11 protein-coding genes are annotated in these 14,475 nt (G+C 70.9%); 9 read left to right on the top strand and 2 right to left on the bottom strand.

Features of this window, described 5'->3' with window-relative positions; translation table 11 throughout:
* Window positions 1–3: 3 nt before the first annotated feature.
* A complete protein-coding gene (locus BLV94_RS09225) occupies window positions 4–2,592 on the bottom strand; it encodes a rhomboid family intramembrane serine protease (protein ID WP_072942012.1) in 2,589 nt (862 codons plus the stop codon).
* 178 nt (window positions 2,593–2,770) lie between these two features.
* Here BLV94_RS09225 and BLV94_RS09230 point away from each other — a divergent pair, with 178 nt between their 5' ends.
* From BLV94_RS09230 to BLV94_RS09260, 7 genes are all read left to right on the top strand, one after another.
* Entirely contained in the window at window positions 2,771–3,184 is a 414-nt protein-coding gene (locus BLV94_RS09230; RefSeq protein ID WP_015890703.1) for a BlaI/MecI/CopY family transcriptional regulator, read from the top strand.
* Window positions 3,185–3,210: 26 nt separating this feature from the next.
* Window positions 3,211–4,164 carry a M56 family metallopeptidase gene (locus BLV94_RS09235; protein WP_072942013.1) on the top strand — a complete coding sequence of 318 codons (954 nt, stop codon included), beginning with the start codon at window positions 3,211–3,213 and terminating at the stop codon, window positions 4,162–4,164.
* 225 nt (window positions 4,165–4,389) lie between these two features.
* Complete coding sequence (locus BLV94_RS09240; RefSeq protein ID WP_072942015.1) at window positions 4,390–6,315, top strand: DEAD/DEAH box helicase; 1,926 nt, start codon at window positions 4,390–4,392, stop codon at window positions 6,313–6,315.
* A gap of 132 nt (window positions 6,316–6,447) precedes the next feature.
* On the top strand, window positions 6,448–7,899 hold the full coding sequence (gndA, locus tag BLV94_RS09245) for an NADP-dependent phosphogluconate dehydrogenase (RefSeq protein ID WP_072942016.1): 1,452 nt from the start codon (window positions 6,448–6,450) through the stop codon (window positions 7,897–7,899).
* 96 nt (window positions 7,900–7,995) lie between these two features.
* Window positions 7,996–9,393 carry a DEAD/DEAH box helicase gene (locus BLV94_RS09250; RefSeq protein ID WP_072942018.1) on the top strand — a complete coding sequence of 466 codons (1,398 nt, stop codon included), beginning with the start codon at window positions 7,996–7,998 and terminating at the stop codon, window positions 9,391–9,393.
* Between the two features lie 5 nt (window positions 9,394–9,398).
* Complete coding sequence (locus tag BLV94_RS09255; RefSeq protein WP_072942019.1) at window positions 9,399–10,277, top strand: DMT family transporter; 879 nt, start codon at window positions 9,399–9,401, stop codon at window positions 10,275–10,277.
* Between the two features lie 3 nt (window positions 10,278–10,280).
* Window positions 10,281–11,717, top strand: a complete 1,437-nt coding sequence (locus BLV94_RS09260; protein WP_072942020.1) for a GuaB1 family IMP dehydrogenase-related protein — start codon at window positions 10,281–10,283, stop codon at window positions 11,715–11,717.
* A gap of 71 nt (window positions 11,718–11,788) precedes the next feature.
* Here BLV94_RS09260 and BLV94_RS09265 read toward each other — a convergent pair whose 3' ends face one another.
* Complete coding sequence (locus BLV94_RS09265; RefSeq protein WP_241031567.1) at window positions 11,789–12,031, bottom strand: hypothetical protein; 243 nt, start codon at window positions 12,029–12,031, stop codon at window positions 11,789–11,791.
* Between BLV94_RS09265 and BLV94_RS09270 the strand changes: the two genes are divergently transcribed.
* Window positions 12,024–13,394 carry a hemolysin family protein gene (locus BLV94_RS09270; RefSeq protein ID WP_072942021.1) on the top strand — a complete coding sequence of 457 codons (1,371 nt, stop codon included), beginning with the start codon at window positions 12,024–12,026 and terminating at the stop codon, window positions 13,392–13,394. The two genes, BLV94_RS09265 and BLV94_RS09270, sit on opposite strands and share 8 nt — an antisense overlap.
* Window positions 13,387–14,475, top strand: a complete 1,089-nt coding sequence (locus BLV94_RS09275) for a hemolysin family protein (protein WP_072942022.1) — start codon at window positions 13,387–13,389, stop codon at window positions 14,473–14,475. Before BLV94_RS09270 ends, BLV94_RS09275 begins: the two co-directional genes overlap by 8 nt.

The raw sequence follows: 14,475 nt of genomic DNA on the forward strand, positions 1-14,475 counted from the left end.
CCGTCAGCGCCGCCCGCCGATCATCGTCCGCACCAGCCGGTAACTCTGCCCCAGCGACACCGTCGGCAGGTACGCCCTGCCGACGGCGTTGCCGATGCTCGGAAGGGCGGCCGGGTCGGCGAACGTCATGTGCATGGCCACGTACCGGGGCTGGAACTTCGACTTGAACGCCAGCAGCGAACGGAACCCGTACACCGGTTCCAGGGTGCGGCCGAGCAGATCGAGCACGCTGTCCATCACCGCCGACAGGCTCGACGACTCCGACCGTTCCCGCTCGTCGGCGTCGCCGTCCGGTTGCTCGACCTTCGCGAGCGGGGCGCCGGACAGGCTCAGGAACTGGGCCCCTTCCTCCTCCAGTTTCAGTGCCGCGGACGCGATGAGGAACTCCATCGCCGGCCGGAACCCTTCGGCCCGCCGCCGCATGAAGTCGAGGGTCCAGCCGACCACCCGCCCGTCCTGGTACACCGGCAGCCAGGACGTGATGCCGTGGACGGTGCGGTCCTCGTCGACGGCGATGAGGCAGCGGACCTCCGGGTCGTCGACCTCGTCGAGTCCGCCGAGTGTGAAACCCATTTCGGGCATGCCCTTGTCGGCCACCCATTCCTCGGAGATCGCGGTGATCTGATCGGTGATCGCCCGGGGGGCGCTGGGGAAGCTGACCCATTCGGCGGTGATCCCCGATTTCTTCGCCTTGTTCAGGGCGGTGCGGACGTCCTGGAACCGTTTGCCGGTGAACGCGATCTGCCCCAGATCCAGCACCGTCTCCTCCGCGACCTGGATGCCGCTCCAGCCGAGAGCGTCGGTGATGTCGCGGACCTCACCGGTCACCGAGTAGAAGCACGGAATCCAGCCGTTGGCGGCGGCGAACTCGGCGAAGTGTTCGACGGTGTCCCGCAACCGGTCCGGTGGGCCGACCGGGTCGCCTGTGGTCAGGGCGACACCGGCGATGACCCGGTACGCGACGTAGCTGGTGCCGTCGGCGGAGAACCAGTAGTTGTTGCCGCGCCACGTCGTCATCCAGGACAGCGGGCTCCCGCTCCCCGACTTCAGGAGGGCCCGGGCGCGTTCGGTGGACTTCGAGTCCGAGCCGATGGCGGGGCTGAGGAATGTCGCGGCGACCAGCGCGCAGAGGGCGACCCAGAACACCACCCCGGTCCACTCGTACAGCAGCGTCGCGGGGATGCTCTCCGGCAGCAGCCGCGGGTCGAGCCATTGCAGGTACACGGGCGGGATCAGCCGCTCCGGGAAGTCGGCCAGCAGCGTCGTCGTTCCCGGCCGGGGGTCGAACCCGTGCCGCGCCCACAATCCGCCCAGGACGTAGAGGACGGCGAGACCGGCGACCAGCGCCACCAGGACGCCCGCCAGCCGCCGGTACGTCCCGGCCGGGGCGGAGACGTCGAAGAACCGCCGGGTCGCGAGCAGCACGACCAGGATCGCCAGCGGGGTCAGGAACGGCACCAGCGTCCGGTACAGGTTCGGGTCGGCGAGACCGTAGAACAGGGAGTCCTCGTCGAGGGAGTCGACGAACCGGACCGCGAAGTTCAGCAGCGACAGCACCAGCAGGACGACCTGGGCGATCACCGACGCCACCCACGCGAAGCGACGGCCCCGTCGGAGGCCGTCGCTGAGGGTGAGCAGGAACAGGGACGGCATCAGACTCAGCAGGGTCGGCCCGACCCCGGACAGGCGCAGTTCGAGCAGCCCGCGCCGGCATTCGGGGTCCGCCGCCGACACCTCGCACAGGTCGCGGACCTCGCCGGCCGTGTACGGCACGCCGCGGAACAGGTCGCGCAGCACGGCGAGCGGCCCGACCGCCTCCGCGGACAGCGCGGCGATCATCGGACCGATCGCGCTGGCCGCCACCACGATCGCGACGAGCACCCGGCCCTCCCGCTGGGTGCCCGCGATCCGCTCGCCGCGGGCGGAGCGGCCGACGATCCAGCGGCCGATCACCAGCCCCACCACAGCCGCGGCCAGCCGGACCACGTCCTGCAGCGACCCGCTGAACAGCGCCAGGGTGATCGTGAACGCGAGGACTCCGACGCGGATCCGCCGCCGCCACAGCGTGCCCATGTTGGAACTGGCCACCATCGCGGCGCCGACGATCCAGGTGCTCAGGCCGACGGCCATCCCCACGTGCAGCCGGAAACCCCAGTTCGCGTCGACGACCTTCGCGACCGCGGCCACCGACAGCGCCAGCAACCCGCCGAGCACCTGGGTGGCGACCGCGGCCAGGGTGAACCGCGCCGACCCCATCCGGCGTTCCAGCGGCGCGGCCACCACTAGGAGCAGCACGGTCGTCGACAGGTACGCCAGGACGTCGTCGCCCCACAGCCCGGCGGTGAGCAGCGTCCACACCCAGCCGTTCTGGAACGCCCGGATCCCGATCGCGACGTGCTGGGACAGGTCGTGGGAGGGCCCGCTGATCACGCTGGACGTGGCGATCGCCAGGATCCAGATCGCAACCAGCAGCGAGATGCTGACCGGTGCGCCCCGCACCCCGCCCCAGACCCGTTCCGCGGCCCGCCCCGTCCGACCCTTGACCCTCGCTGCCGTACCGTGTCCGGTTGCCGCGCTGTCGTCGGTCTTCATCCGCCAGGTCCCCACTCTCTCCGCGATGTCGAGAACGAAAGCTTGCCCGGCGGGTCGGCCGCTAGCCAACCCGACCGTAATCCACCCGTTCGGACTATGGCCAATACCACACGCCGTGACGCAGTTTTACTACTACCAGTAGTACGTATCTGCGTCGTCGTATCCGTAGAATCGGTTTATGGCTGGACTCGGCGAACTCGAACGCGCAGTGATGGATCACCTGTGGTCCACTTCGGAACCGCAGACGGTACGGCAGGTGCACGAGGCACTGGCGGCACGCCGTGAACTCGCGTACACCACTGTCATGACAGTGCTTCAGCGGCTGGCGAAGAAGCACCTCGTCATCCAGCAGCGCGACGACCGCGCCCACCGGTACCTGCCGGTGCACCAGCGTGAGGAACTCGTCGCGAGCCTCATGGTGGACGCCCTGCAGCAGGCCGACAAGTCCGGCAGCCGCGCGGCCGCACTCGTGCACTTCGTCGGCCAGGTCGGCGCCGACGAGGCCGACGCGCTCCGCGAGGCCCTCGCCGCGCTCGAGGCCAAGGAACGGACCACCGGAGACAATCAGTCGGGAACCGTTCGCGCCGGCTGACGTTCGTCATGCATGATGAGTAGGACATGGACGCCACCACCGCGCTGGTATTCGGAGTACTCGCACTTCTTCTCGCAGGGCCTGTCCCTGCGCTGCTGAGTCGAGCCCGATGGCCGCATCACGCCCCCCGAGCAGCACTCGTGCTGTGGCAGGCAATCGCCCTCGCCGCGGTCCTGTCCGCGTTCAGTTCGGGACTCGCGATCGCCAGCCAGCTCCTCGTCCCCGGACCGGACGGCCGCCCCACCACCGCACCGGTCGCCGAGATCGACGCCCTCGGCCTGCCGCTGTGGCTGCTGTACGTGGTGGTGTTCGCGCTGACCCTCCTCGTCGGGGCCAAACTGATCTTCGCGATCGTGCAGGTCGGTGTCCGCACCCGGCGTCGGCGCGCCCGGCACCGCATGCTCGTCGATCTCCTCGACCGCTGCGACTCGTCGTCCCCGCTCGCCCGCACCCCCGACCTGCGGGTCCTCGACGTCACCGAGCCCATCGCCTACTGCCTGCCCGGGCTGCGGCAAAGGGTGGTGCTGAGCCAGGGCACGTTCACCAACCTCGACGACGCGGAGATCACCGCGATCCTCACCCACGAGCGGTCCCACCTGCGGGCCCGGCACGACCTCGTCCTCGAGGCCTTCACCGCCGTCAACGCCGCCTTCCCCACCGTGGTGCGCAGCAAGTCCGCGCTGGGATCGGTGCAGCTGCTGGTGGAGATGCTCGCCGACGACTCCGCCGTCCGCGCCACCGGGCCGACCGCACTGGCTCGCGCACTCGTCGCCTGCTCGGGGTCGGTCGCCCCGAAGGGTGCCATGGCCGCCGGCGGTCCCAGCACCCTGCTGCGGGTGCAGCGCCTGGCGTCCACGGAACAGGGCACCCGGGTCGCGCTCGCCGCCTACGCGGCGTCCGTGGCCATCCTCGTGGTGCCGACCATCGCCGTCGCCGTCCCCTGGCTCACCGAGCTGAGCCGATTGTTCAGCGCCGTATAGTCGCCCACCTCACATCCCGCCGGGTTCGATAACCGGGTCCCCCGTCGCGTACACTGGTCGGCGGTCGCCACTGCGGCCCATCAACACTGAAACGGCACACAGCCCAATTCCCCGCACTTCCGCGAATGGATTGACCAGGTGACATGTGCCCTGGCTCGTCCCTTTGTGCGTGCTGCATGACAGCCCCCGCTCCGCGACGCGCCCTATGCCCGGAGAGGTATTTGCGTGACCAACGCTGTCCAGACGACGTCTGCCCCACTAGAGCAGACCGAGACCGAAACCCCTGATCAGAACGCCACCGTGACGTTCGCGGAGATCGGCCTGCCCGCACCCCTGGTGCAGGCCCTCGCCCGCAACTCCATCACGGTCCCGTCGCCGATCCAGGCGCTGGCCGTCCCCGATGCGCTGGCCGGCACCAACGTGCTCGGCCGCGCACAGACCGGATCGGGCAAGACCCTCGCATTCGGCCTGCCGATGCTCACCCGCCTGTCCCGGCACGAGGACCGGCCCGCACCCAAGCGTCCCCGCGCGCTGGTGCTCGTCCCCACCCGTGAACTCGCGTTCCAGGTGGTCGACTCCCTCAACTCGTACGCCGGGGCCATGGGACTGACCGTCCGCCCCGCCGTCGGCGGCACCCCGTTCACCAAGCAGGTCGACCAGCTGCGCCGCGGCGTCGACATCCTCGTCGCCACCCCCGGCCGGCTGAACGACCACCTGCGTCAGGGCACCTGCATCCTCGACTCCATCGAGATCACCGCGCTCGACGAGGCCGACCAGATGGCCGACATGGGCTTCCTGCCCGAGGTCCGGGCCATCCTCGGCGAGACCCCGGCCGACGGCCAGCGTCTCCTGTTCTCCGCCACCCTCGACCGTGAGGTGCAGTCGCTGGTCCGCCAGTTCCTGCCCGACCACGTGCAGCACTCCACCGAGGACGGTCGCGCCAGCGTCGACACGATGGAGCACTACGTGCTGCTCGTCGATCGCGGCCAGAAGGACAACGTTCTCGCCGAAATCGGTGCCCGCGACGGCCGCACGATCATGTTCGCCCGCACCAAGCTCGGCTGCGAGGGCATCACCGACCGCCTCCGCGCGGTGGGCATCGCCGCCGAGGCCCTGCACGGCGGCAAGGCGCAGAACCAGCGCACCCGGGTCCTCGAACGCTTCAAGAACGGCCGCACCCCGGTGCTCGTCGCCACCGACGTCGCCGCCCGCGGCATCCACGTCGACGGCATCGACCTGGTCGTGCACGTCGATCCGCCCGCCGACCACAAGGACTACCTGCACCGCGCGGGCCGGACGGCCCGCGCAGGCGAGAAGGGCACCGTCGTCGCGATCGTGCTCCCCAACCAGAAGCGCACGTTCCGCCGCCTGACCGGCATGGCGGGTGTCGACGCCACCGCCGTGCCCGTCACCCCCGGCTCGGAGAAGCTGGCCAGCATCACCGGCGCCAAGGCGCCCAGCGGAGAACCGGTGCGCGACACCTACTCCCGCGGCGAGCGCGGCGGCGACCGCAAGTTCGGTGACCGCGGGCCCCGCCGCGAAGGCGGGTACGCCGGCCGCGACGGCGGCGGGTACCGCGGCAACCGCGGCTTCGACGGTCGCGGCTCCTCCGACCGGGGCGGCCCCCGCCGCGACGCCGGTGAGCGCAGCTACGGTGACCGCCCGTCGGGTGGTCGCAGCTTCGAGGGCCGCGGCAACGAGGGCCGGGGTTACGAGGGGCGGGATTACGAAGGGCGCGGCCCGCGCCGCGACCAGACCGACAACCGGTCCGGCGGCTACCGGGGCGACCGCCCCCAGCGTGACGGCGACAACCGCGGTGGGTACCGCGGTGACCGCGACAACCGGACGTTCTCCGATCGGGCTCCGCGCCGCGACTTCGGGGACAGCGCACCCCGGCGCGACTACGGGGACCGCGGCGACAGCCACCGCGGTTCCGGCGAGCGCAGCTTCGACCGCAGCGCACCGCGCCGCGACTTCGGCGACAACCGCGGCGCCGCAGGCGGGTTCCGCCGGGACGATCGGCGGGACGATCGGCGCCCCGCAGCCACGTCGGAGCGGCGTCCCGCGTCGACCGGCGGCGGGTTCCGCAGCCGTACCGACCGTCGCTCCTACGACGGCTTCGACGGCCCGCGCCGTGAGCGCCGCAGCTGATCGAACGATGCCGTGACACGAAGGCCGGCCGTCGCATGTGCGACGGCCGGCCTTCGTGTGTTTGGCTTAGCCGGTCGAGCTTTTCGTAGCCGCCGATTTCACTACCGCCGAGCGAGAGGGAATGCTGTATCCATGACTATCGACAACACTGAGGGTGCCCGCGCGCAGATCGGCGTCACGGGACTGGCCGTCATGGGCTCGAACATCGCCCGCAACTTCGCCCGGCACGGTCACACGGTCGCGCTGCACAACCGCAGCATCGCCAAGACCGACGCCCTCATCGAGGAGCACGGCAGCGAAGGTGACTTCGTCCGCACGGAGACGATCGAGGAGTTCGTGGCAGCGCTGCAGAAGCCGCGCCGCGTGCTGATCATGGTCAAGGCCGGCGACCCCACCGACGCCGTCATCGAGGAACTCGCCTCGGCGATGGAGCCCGGTGACATCATCATCGACGGCGGCAACGCCCTGTACACGGACACGATCCGGCGCGAGGCTTCCCTCCGGGACCGTGGCCTGCACTTCGTCGGTGCCGGCATCTCCGGCGGCGAGGAGGGCGCGCTGAACGGCCCGTCGATCATGCCGGGCGGACCGAAGGAGTCCTACCAGGCCCTGGGCCCTCTGCTCGAGTCGATCGCCGCGCAGGTCGACGGCACCCCCTGCTGCACGCACATCGGCCCCGACGGGTCCGGGCACTTCGTGAAGATGGTCCACAACGGCATCGAGTACGCCGACATGCAGCTGATCGGCGAGGCGTACAACCTGTTCCGCGACGCCCTCGGCTACGACGCCGACCAGGTCGCCGACGTGTTCACCGAGTGGAACGCGGGCGACCTCGAAAGCTACCTCGTCGAGATCACCGCCGAGGTGCTGCGGCAGAAGGACGCGAAGACCGGCAAGGCCCTCGTCGACGTGATCGTCGACGCCGCGGAGCAGAAGGGCACCGGCCGATGGACCGTCAAGTCCGCCCTCGACCTCGGTGTCCCCGTCACCGGCATCGCCGAGGCCGTGTTCGCCCGTGCCCTGTCCGGTGCCCGCGAGCAGCGCAAGGCCGCGGTCGGTCTCGCGTCCGGTCAGCTGGCCGACAAGCCCGCCGACGCCGCCCAGTTCACCGAGGACATCCGGCAGGCCCTGTACGCGTCGAAGGTCGTGGCCTACGCGCAGGGATTCGACCAGATCGCGGCAGGCAGCGCCGAATACGACTGGAACCTGCACCCCGCCGACCTCGCGACGATCTGGCGTGGCGGCTGCATCATCCGCGCCCGGTTCCTCAATCGCATCAAGGACGCGTACGACGAGAACCCGAAGCTGCCGAGCCTGATCCTGGCCCCGTACTTCCGGGACGCCATCGAGACGGCCATCGACAGCTGGCGCCGCGTGGTGTCCACCGCCACCCTGCTGGGGATCCCCGTGCCGGCGTTCGCGTCCTCACTGTCCTACTACGACGCCCTGCGCGCCGAGCGGCTGCCCGCCGCCCTGACGCAGGGGCAGCGGGACTTCTTCGGCGCCCACACCTACGAGCGGGTCGACGCCGAGGGCAAGTTCCACACCCTCTGGAGCGGTGACCGCAGCGAAGTGCAGGCCTGACCCTCCCCGATCGACCGTCCCCGGCCGTGACGTACCCCGTGTACGTCACGGCCGAGGCGTCGGAGGCCCCGCGCTCGAGGCGGTAGCCTTCTCGATATGCCCGACGACGAGTTCTCCTCGCCCGCACCGGTGGGTGAGACGTTCCTCGCGCTCGGTCTCCCCGCGGTGATGACCCACGCCCTCGACCGCGGCGGCATCGCCGCGCCGTTCCCGATCCAGGCGGCCACCATTCCCGATGTCCTCACGGGCCGGGACGTGCTGGGCCGGGCACCGACCGGGTCGGGAAAGACCCTCGCGTTCGGGTTGCCGATGCTCGTGCGGCTCAAGGGCGCCGCCAGCAGGCGCGGGTACCCGCGCGGCGTCGTGCTGGTGCCCACCCGCGAGCTGGCTGTGCAGATCGAACGCGCACTGGACGAGCCGGCCCTGTCGGTGGGGTTGCGGGTGGCGAACGTCGTCGGCGGGGTTCCGATCAAACGGCAGGTCGAGACGCTGTCGCGGGGTGTCGACCTGCTGATCGCGACGCCGGGGCGCCTCGCCGACCACCTGTCGCAGGGCTCGGTGTCCCTCGACGACGTGACGGTGCTGGCCCTCGACGAGGCCGACCACATGGCGGACCTGGGGTTCCTGCCGCAGGTCACGGCGATCCTCGACAAGACGCCGGCCGGGGGGCAGCGGCTGCTGTTCTCGGCGACCCTCGACGGGGAGGTCGACACCCTCGTCCGCCGGTACCTGCACGACCCGGTGACGCATTCGACGGCGCCGGCCGCGGCGGCGGTGCCGACGATGCGGCACCACCTGCTGTACGTCGACCGGCAGGACAAGTATTCCGTTGTGGCACATATCGGTTCACGGTCGGGGCGGACGTTGATGTTCGTGCGCACCAAGTACGGTGTGGACCGGGTGGCGCAGGAACTGCACGCCGCCGGCATCGCGGCCGGGGCCCTGCACGGCGGCAAGGCGCAGAACAACCGCACCCGCACCCTGGAGTCGTTCGCCGACGGCACCACCCCGGTCCTGGTGGCCACCGACGTGGCGGCCCGCGGCATCCACGTGGACGGCATCACGCTCGTCGTGCACGTCGATCCGCCCACCGAGGCCAAGGACTACCTGCACCGGGCGGGGCGCACCGCCCGCGCGGGCGAGTCCGGGGTGGTGGTCACCCTTGTCACCGAGGACGAGCGGGCCGCGGTCGAGAAGCTGACCCGCAAGGCCGGTCTCGACGTCACCGGCACCCCGGTGCGGCCGGGTGACCGGGTGCTGGCCGAGCTCACCGGGGCCCGCCGTCCCACCGGGAAGGCCGTCCCCGCACCGGACACCCGGGCGCAGGCGCAGGACACCCCGAAGAAGGGCAGGCAGGCGCACGACCCCGCGGGTCGCGCCGCTCGCCGCGGCAGGCCCGGCCACGGCGGAGCGGCCCGGTCGGGTGCGCGCCGCGGCCGGAAACCCGGACCTGCGTCAACTCCCCACGGACACCGCAACCGCGGGGCACACTGAGAGGCATGTCCCTGCCGTTCGCGTCGGTCGTGTGCGCGCTGATCGCGGCGCTGCTGTTCGCGTGCGCGTCGGTCGCGCAGCAGAGTGCCGCGTCCGAGGTCCCCGAGGACGCCGCGTTCCTGGCCACCCTGCTGCGCAGTCCCCGCTGGTGGGCCGGCATCGTCGGGGACGGCGGCGGCTACGTGATGCAGGCGGTGGCGCTGGCGCTGGGGTCGGTGCTCGTGGTGCAGCCGCTGCTGGTGACGGCGCTGCTGTTCGCGTTGCCCCTGTCGGCGAAGTTCTCCGGGTACCGGCTCAGCCGCACGACGTGGGCCCTCGCCGTCGCGCTGGCCGTGGCGCTCGCGATCTTCCTGGTGATCGGCGACCCCACCGAGGGGAACATCGACGCCCCGTTCCGGGAATGGGTGGTGCCCCTCGGCATCCTGCTCGCCGTGGTGGCGGCCGCGGCCGCGGCGGGGATGACGAAGATCGACCCCGGGTGGCGGGCCCTGCTGCTCGGCGGGGCGGGCGGCATCCTGTATGGGGTGGCGGTCGCGTTCACCAAGTACGTCGTCGAACTCGTCCCCCGCGGGTTGTGGGCGGTGCTGAGCAGCTGGCAGGCGTGGGCGCTGGTCGCCGCCGGGCTGGCCGGGGTGTATCTGCAGCAACGCGGCTTCCAGGTGGGGCCGCTGTCCGCGTCGCTGCCCGCGCTGACCATCGCCGAACCGCTCGCCGCCGTGTTCCTCGGCATGACCGTCCTCGACGAACGCCTGCGGGTCGCAGGACCCGGACTGGTGGTGGTCGGCTGCTCGGTCGCGGTGATGCTGGTGGCCACGATCGGACTGTCCAGGTCGCAGGCTCAGCGGACATCCGGCATCGCCGCAATTTCCCCGGTATCGTCCTGAAATGTGCAGTTCCTCGACGGGCATCGCCCTCCCTATGACCTGACGTACGACGACGTGTTCCTGGTGCCCAACCGCACCGAGGTCACGTCGCGATTCGACGTCGACCTGGCCACCGCCGACGGTTCGGGCACCACCATCCCGATCGTCGTCGCGAACATGACGGCGGTGTCCGGGCGCCGCATGGCCGAAACCGTCGCCCGCCGTGGTGGTCTGGTGGTCCTCCCGCAGGACCTTCCCGCCCGTGCCGTCGCGGAGACCGTGGCCTTCGTCAAGAGCAGGCACCTGGTCGCCGACACCCCGGTCACCCTCGGCCCCGACGCCGCCGTGTCCGACGCGCTGGCGCTGCTGCCGAAGCGGGCGCACGGCGCCGTCGTCGTCGTCGAGGACGACCGCCCCGTCGGTGTCGTCACCGAGGCCTCCTGCGCGGACGTCGACCGGTTCGCGCGGCTGCGCGCGGTGGCGCTGACCGACTTCGTCACCGCCCCCGACTCCGCGTCGCCGCGGGAGGTGTTCGAACTCCTCGACGGCACGCACGACACCCTCGCCGTGATCGTGCACCCGGACGGCACCCTCGCCGGTGTCCTCACCCGCACCGGCGCCATCCGGGACGGCATCTACCAGCCCGCCGTCGACGGCAACGGGAAGCTGCGGGTGGCCGCGGCCGTCGGCGTCAACGGCGACGTCGCCGCGAAGGCGCGCGCCCTCGTCGATGCCGGGGCCGACCTGCTGGTCGTCGACACCGCGCACGGCCACCAGCAGAAGATGATCGACGTCCTCGGCGCACTGAAGAAGGCCGATCTCGGGGTGCCGCTGGTCGCAGGCAACGTCGTGTCCGCCGCCGGCACCCGGGACCTGATCGACGCGGGCGCCGACATCGTGAAGGTCGGGGTCGGGCCGGGCGCGATGTGCACCACCCGGATGATGACGGGGGTGGGCAGGCCGCAGTTCTCCGCCGTCGAGGAATGCGCCGCGCAGGCCCGCGCGATGGGTGCGCACGTGTGGGCGGACGGAGGCGTCCGTCACCCCCGCGACGTGTCGCTCGCCCTGGCCGCGGGCGCGTCGAACGTGATGATCGGATCGTGGTTCGCCGGCACCTACGAGTCGCCCGGCGACCTGCGCGTGGACCAGTCCGGCAACGCGTACAAGGAGAGCTTCGGGATGGCCTCCAAGCGCGCGGTCGCGGCGCGCACCGCCACCGACACCGCCTTCGACCGGGCCCGGAAAGGGCTGTTCGAGGAGGGTATTTCGAGTTCCCGGATGCGCTTGGACCCGGAGCGTCCCGGCGTCGAGGACCTGATCGACCACATCTGTTCCGGGGTGCGCAGCACCTGCACGTACGCGGGCGCGCGGACGCTGGCGGAACTGCACGAGCGGGCCGTTCTCGGTGTGCAGTCGGCCGCCGGGTTCGCGGAGGGTCGCCCGCTGCCGGCCGGCTGGTGAGGACTGCATCCTGAAGTGCCGGAGGGTGTCCTGTTCCACGGAACCGGACATCCCCCGGTATCATGGGTCGCTCAACCACACCAGTTCTCGGCGCCGGACCCGTCCGGGCCGTCGAGGCCGAACGAGAGGACTCCGGTGCCCGCGGCACCCACATACGCAGCAAGCGCTCCACCCGCCGTCTCCGGGAGTGTCGTCCCCTCCTGCTCCGTGGAATCGGACTCCGATTCCGCCGGTTCGGAGGGCTCCTCTATCGAGCCGGGTGACAAACCCGGCGACCCCCGTTCCTCCGCTCGGCGGCGATGACCGATGGACATCGCGCTCAGCATTCTCGCCCTATTCGGCTTTCTCGCCCTGACCGCGGGTACCGCGTTGTTCGTGGCGGCCGAGTTCTCCCTCACCGCCCTCGAACGCAGCACCGTCGACGCGCACGCCCGCACCGGTGACCGGCGGGCCCGGCAGGTGCAGCACGCGCACCGCACCCTGTCGTTCCAGTTGTCGGGGGCCCAGCTCGGCATCACCATCACCACGCTGATCACCGGCTACCTGTCCGAACCGGTCCTGGCACGCTTCATCACCCCGGTGCTGTCCGCGATCGGCTTCAGTGAATCTGCCGCTGCGGCAACGTCTTTGGTGATCGCCCTGATTCTCGCGACCTCGTTCTCGATGGTGTTCGGCGAACTCGTGCCGAAGAACCTCGCCATCGCGCACCCCTTGCCCACGGCGCGGGCGACGGCCGGGATGCAGGCCGCGTTCTCGCTGATCTTCAAATGGGCCATCAACGGGCTCAACGGAAGCGCGAACTGGCTGGTGCGACGCCTCGGCATCGAACCGGCCGAGGAGTTGCGGTCCGCGCGGTCCCCGCAGGAACTCGGTTCGCTCGTGCGGACGTCCGCGCAGCGCGGCGCCATCGACAAGGGCACGGCGCTGCTGGTCAACCGCTCGCTGCGCTTCGGCGAACGCACCGCGGAGGAACTGATGACCCCGCGCGTGAAGATCGAGACCCTGTCCACCACGGACACGGTGGCCGATCTGATCGACACCGCCGCCCGCACCGGGTTCTCCCGCTTCCCCGTCGTCGACGGCGACCTGGACGACGCCGTCGGCATCGTCCACATCAAGCACGCGTTCGCGGTGACCGCGCAACGCCGCCGCACCACCCGCCTCAACACGCTGGCCCAGAAGGTGCCGGTGGTGCCGTCCAGCCTCGACGGCGACGCGCTGATGGAACGGATCCGGTCCGACGGCATGCAGGTCGCGTTCGTCGTCGACGAATACGGCGGCACCGCCGGGATGGTCACCATGGAGGACCTGATCGAGGAAATCGTCGGCGACGTCCGCGACGAGCACGACGAACCGGAGATCGACGTCCAGCGGATCGGCGACAGCTGGTCCTGCTCCGGGCTGCTGCGCGTCGACGAGGTGTCCGAGACCACCGGCTACACCGCCCCCGAGGGGGAATACGAAACCCTCGGCGGTCTCGTGCTCACCGAACTCGGGCGGATCCCCGACGAGGGCGACGAGGTGCAACTCCCGCTGGCCGAGGGCGCGCACGACCCCGGCGGCCGGTGGGTGGCCACCGTGACCCACATGGACGGCCGGCGCATCGACCGGGTGCTGCTCACCCCGAAACCCGATCGGACCACCGGCACCGGCAGCGAGGAGGACGACGATGAGTGACCTCTTCGGTGTGCTGCTCACGTTCGTGCTGCTCGCGGGCAACGCCTTCTTCGTCGGCGCCGAGTTCGCGCTGATCTCGGCGCGCCGCGACCGGCTCGAGGCCCTCGAATCGCAGGGCAAGAAACGCGCCCGCACCGTGATCCTCGCGGGCGAGAACCTGTCGCTGATGCTGGCCGCCGCGCAGCTCGGCATCACCATCTGCTCGATCCTGCTCGGCAAGGTCGCCGAACCGGCGATCGCGCATCTCCTCGAGGTCCCGCTGCACGCGGTCGGGCTGCCCGCCGGGCTGCTGCACCCGATCGCGTTCACGATCGCGCTGGCGCTCGTCGTGGTGCTGCACATCCTGCTCGGTGAGATGGTGCCGAAGAACATCGCCCTGGCGGGCCCGGAGCGGACGGCAATGCTGCTGGTCCCGGTGCACCTGGTGTTCATCAAGCTGGCCCGGCCGCTGATCTCGTTCTACAACCTGTGCGCCAACCTGACGCTGCGGTTGCTGCGGGTGGAGCCGAAGGACGAACTCGACGTCACCGTGTCGGCGGTGGAACTGTCCGAGATGATCGGCGAATCCCGGTCCGAGGGGCTGATCGACGCGGAGGAGCACCGCCGGCTCACCCAGGCGCTGGAGACCACGGACCGCACCGTCACCGAGGTGATGATCCCGCTCAGCGAGGCACGGACCATCCCCCTGACGGAGGGTGGTACCCGGCTCGGCGCCATCGAGCAGGCCGTCGTCGAGACTGGCTACTCCCGGTACCCGGTGCGCGCCGAGGACGGGTCGCTGGTCGGGTATCTGCACCTGAAGGACGTGCTCGACGACATCCTCGACGAGGAGGCCGGACCCGACACCCTGATTCCGCGGTCGGACATCCGCCCGCTGCCGCGGATGTCGACCACCACCCCGCTCGCGGAGGCACTGGCGAGTCTGCGCCGCGCCAGCTCCCACCTGGGGGCGGCGGCGGACCCGTCGGGGCAGATCGTCGGCATCGTCGCCCTCGAGGACCTCGTCGAGGAATACGTGGGCACCGTCCGCGACGGCACCCACCGGAACAACGGCGTCAATCCGGGACAGCGAACGAGCTGA

This window comes from Rhodococcus koreensis, assembly GCF_900105905.1.
GTDB lineage: Bacteria > Actinomycetota > Actinomycetes > Mycobacteriales > Mycobacteriaceae > Rhodococcus_F > Rhodococcus_F koreensis.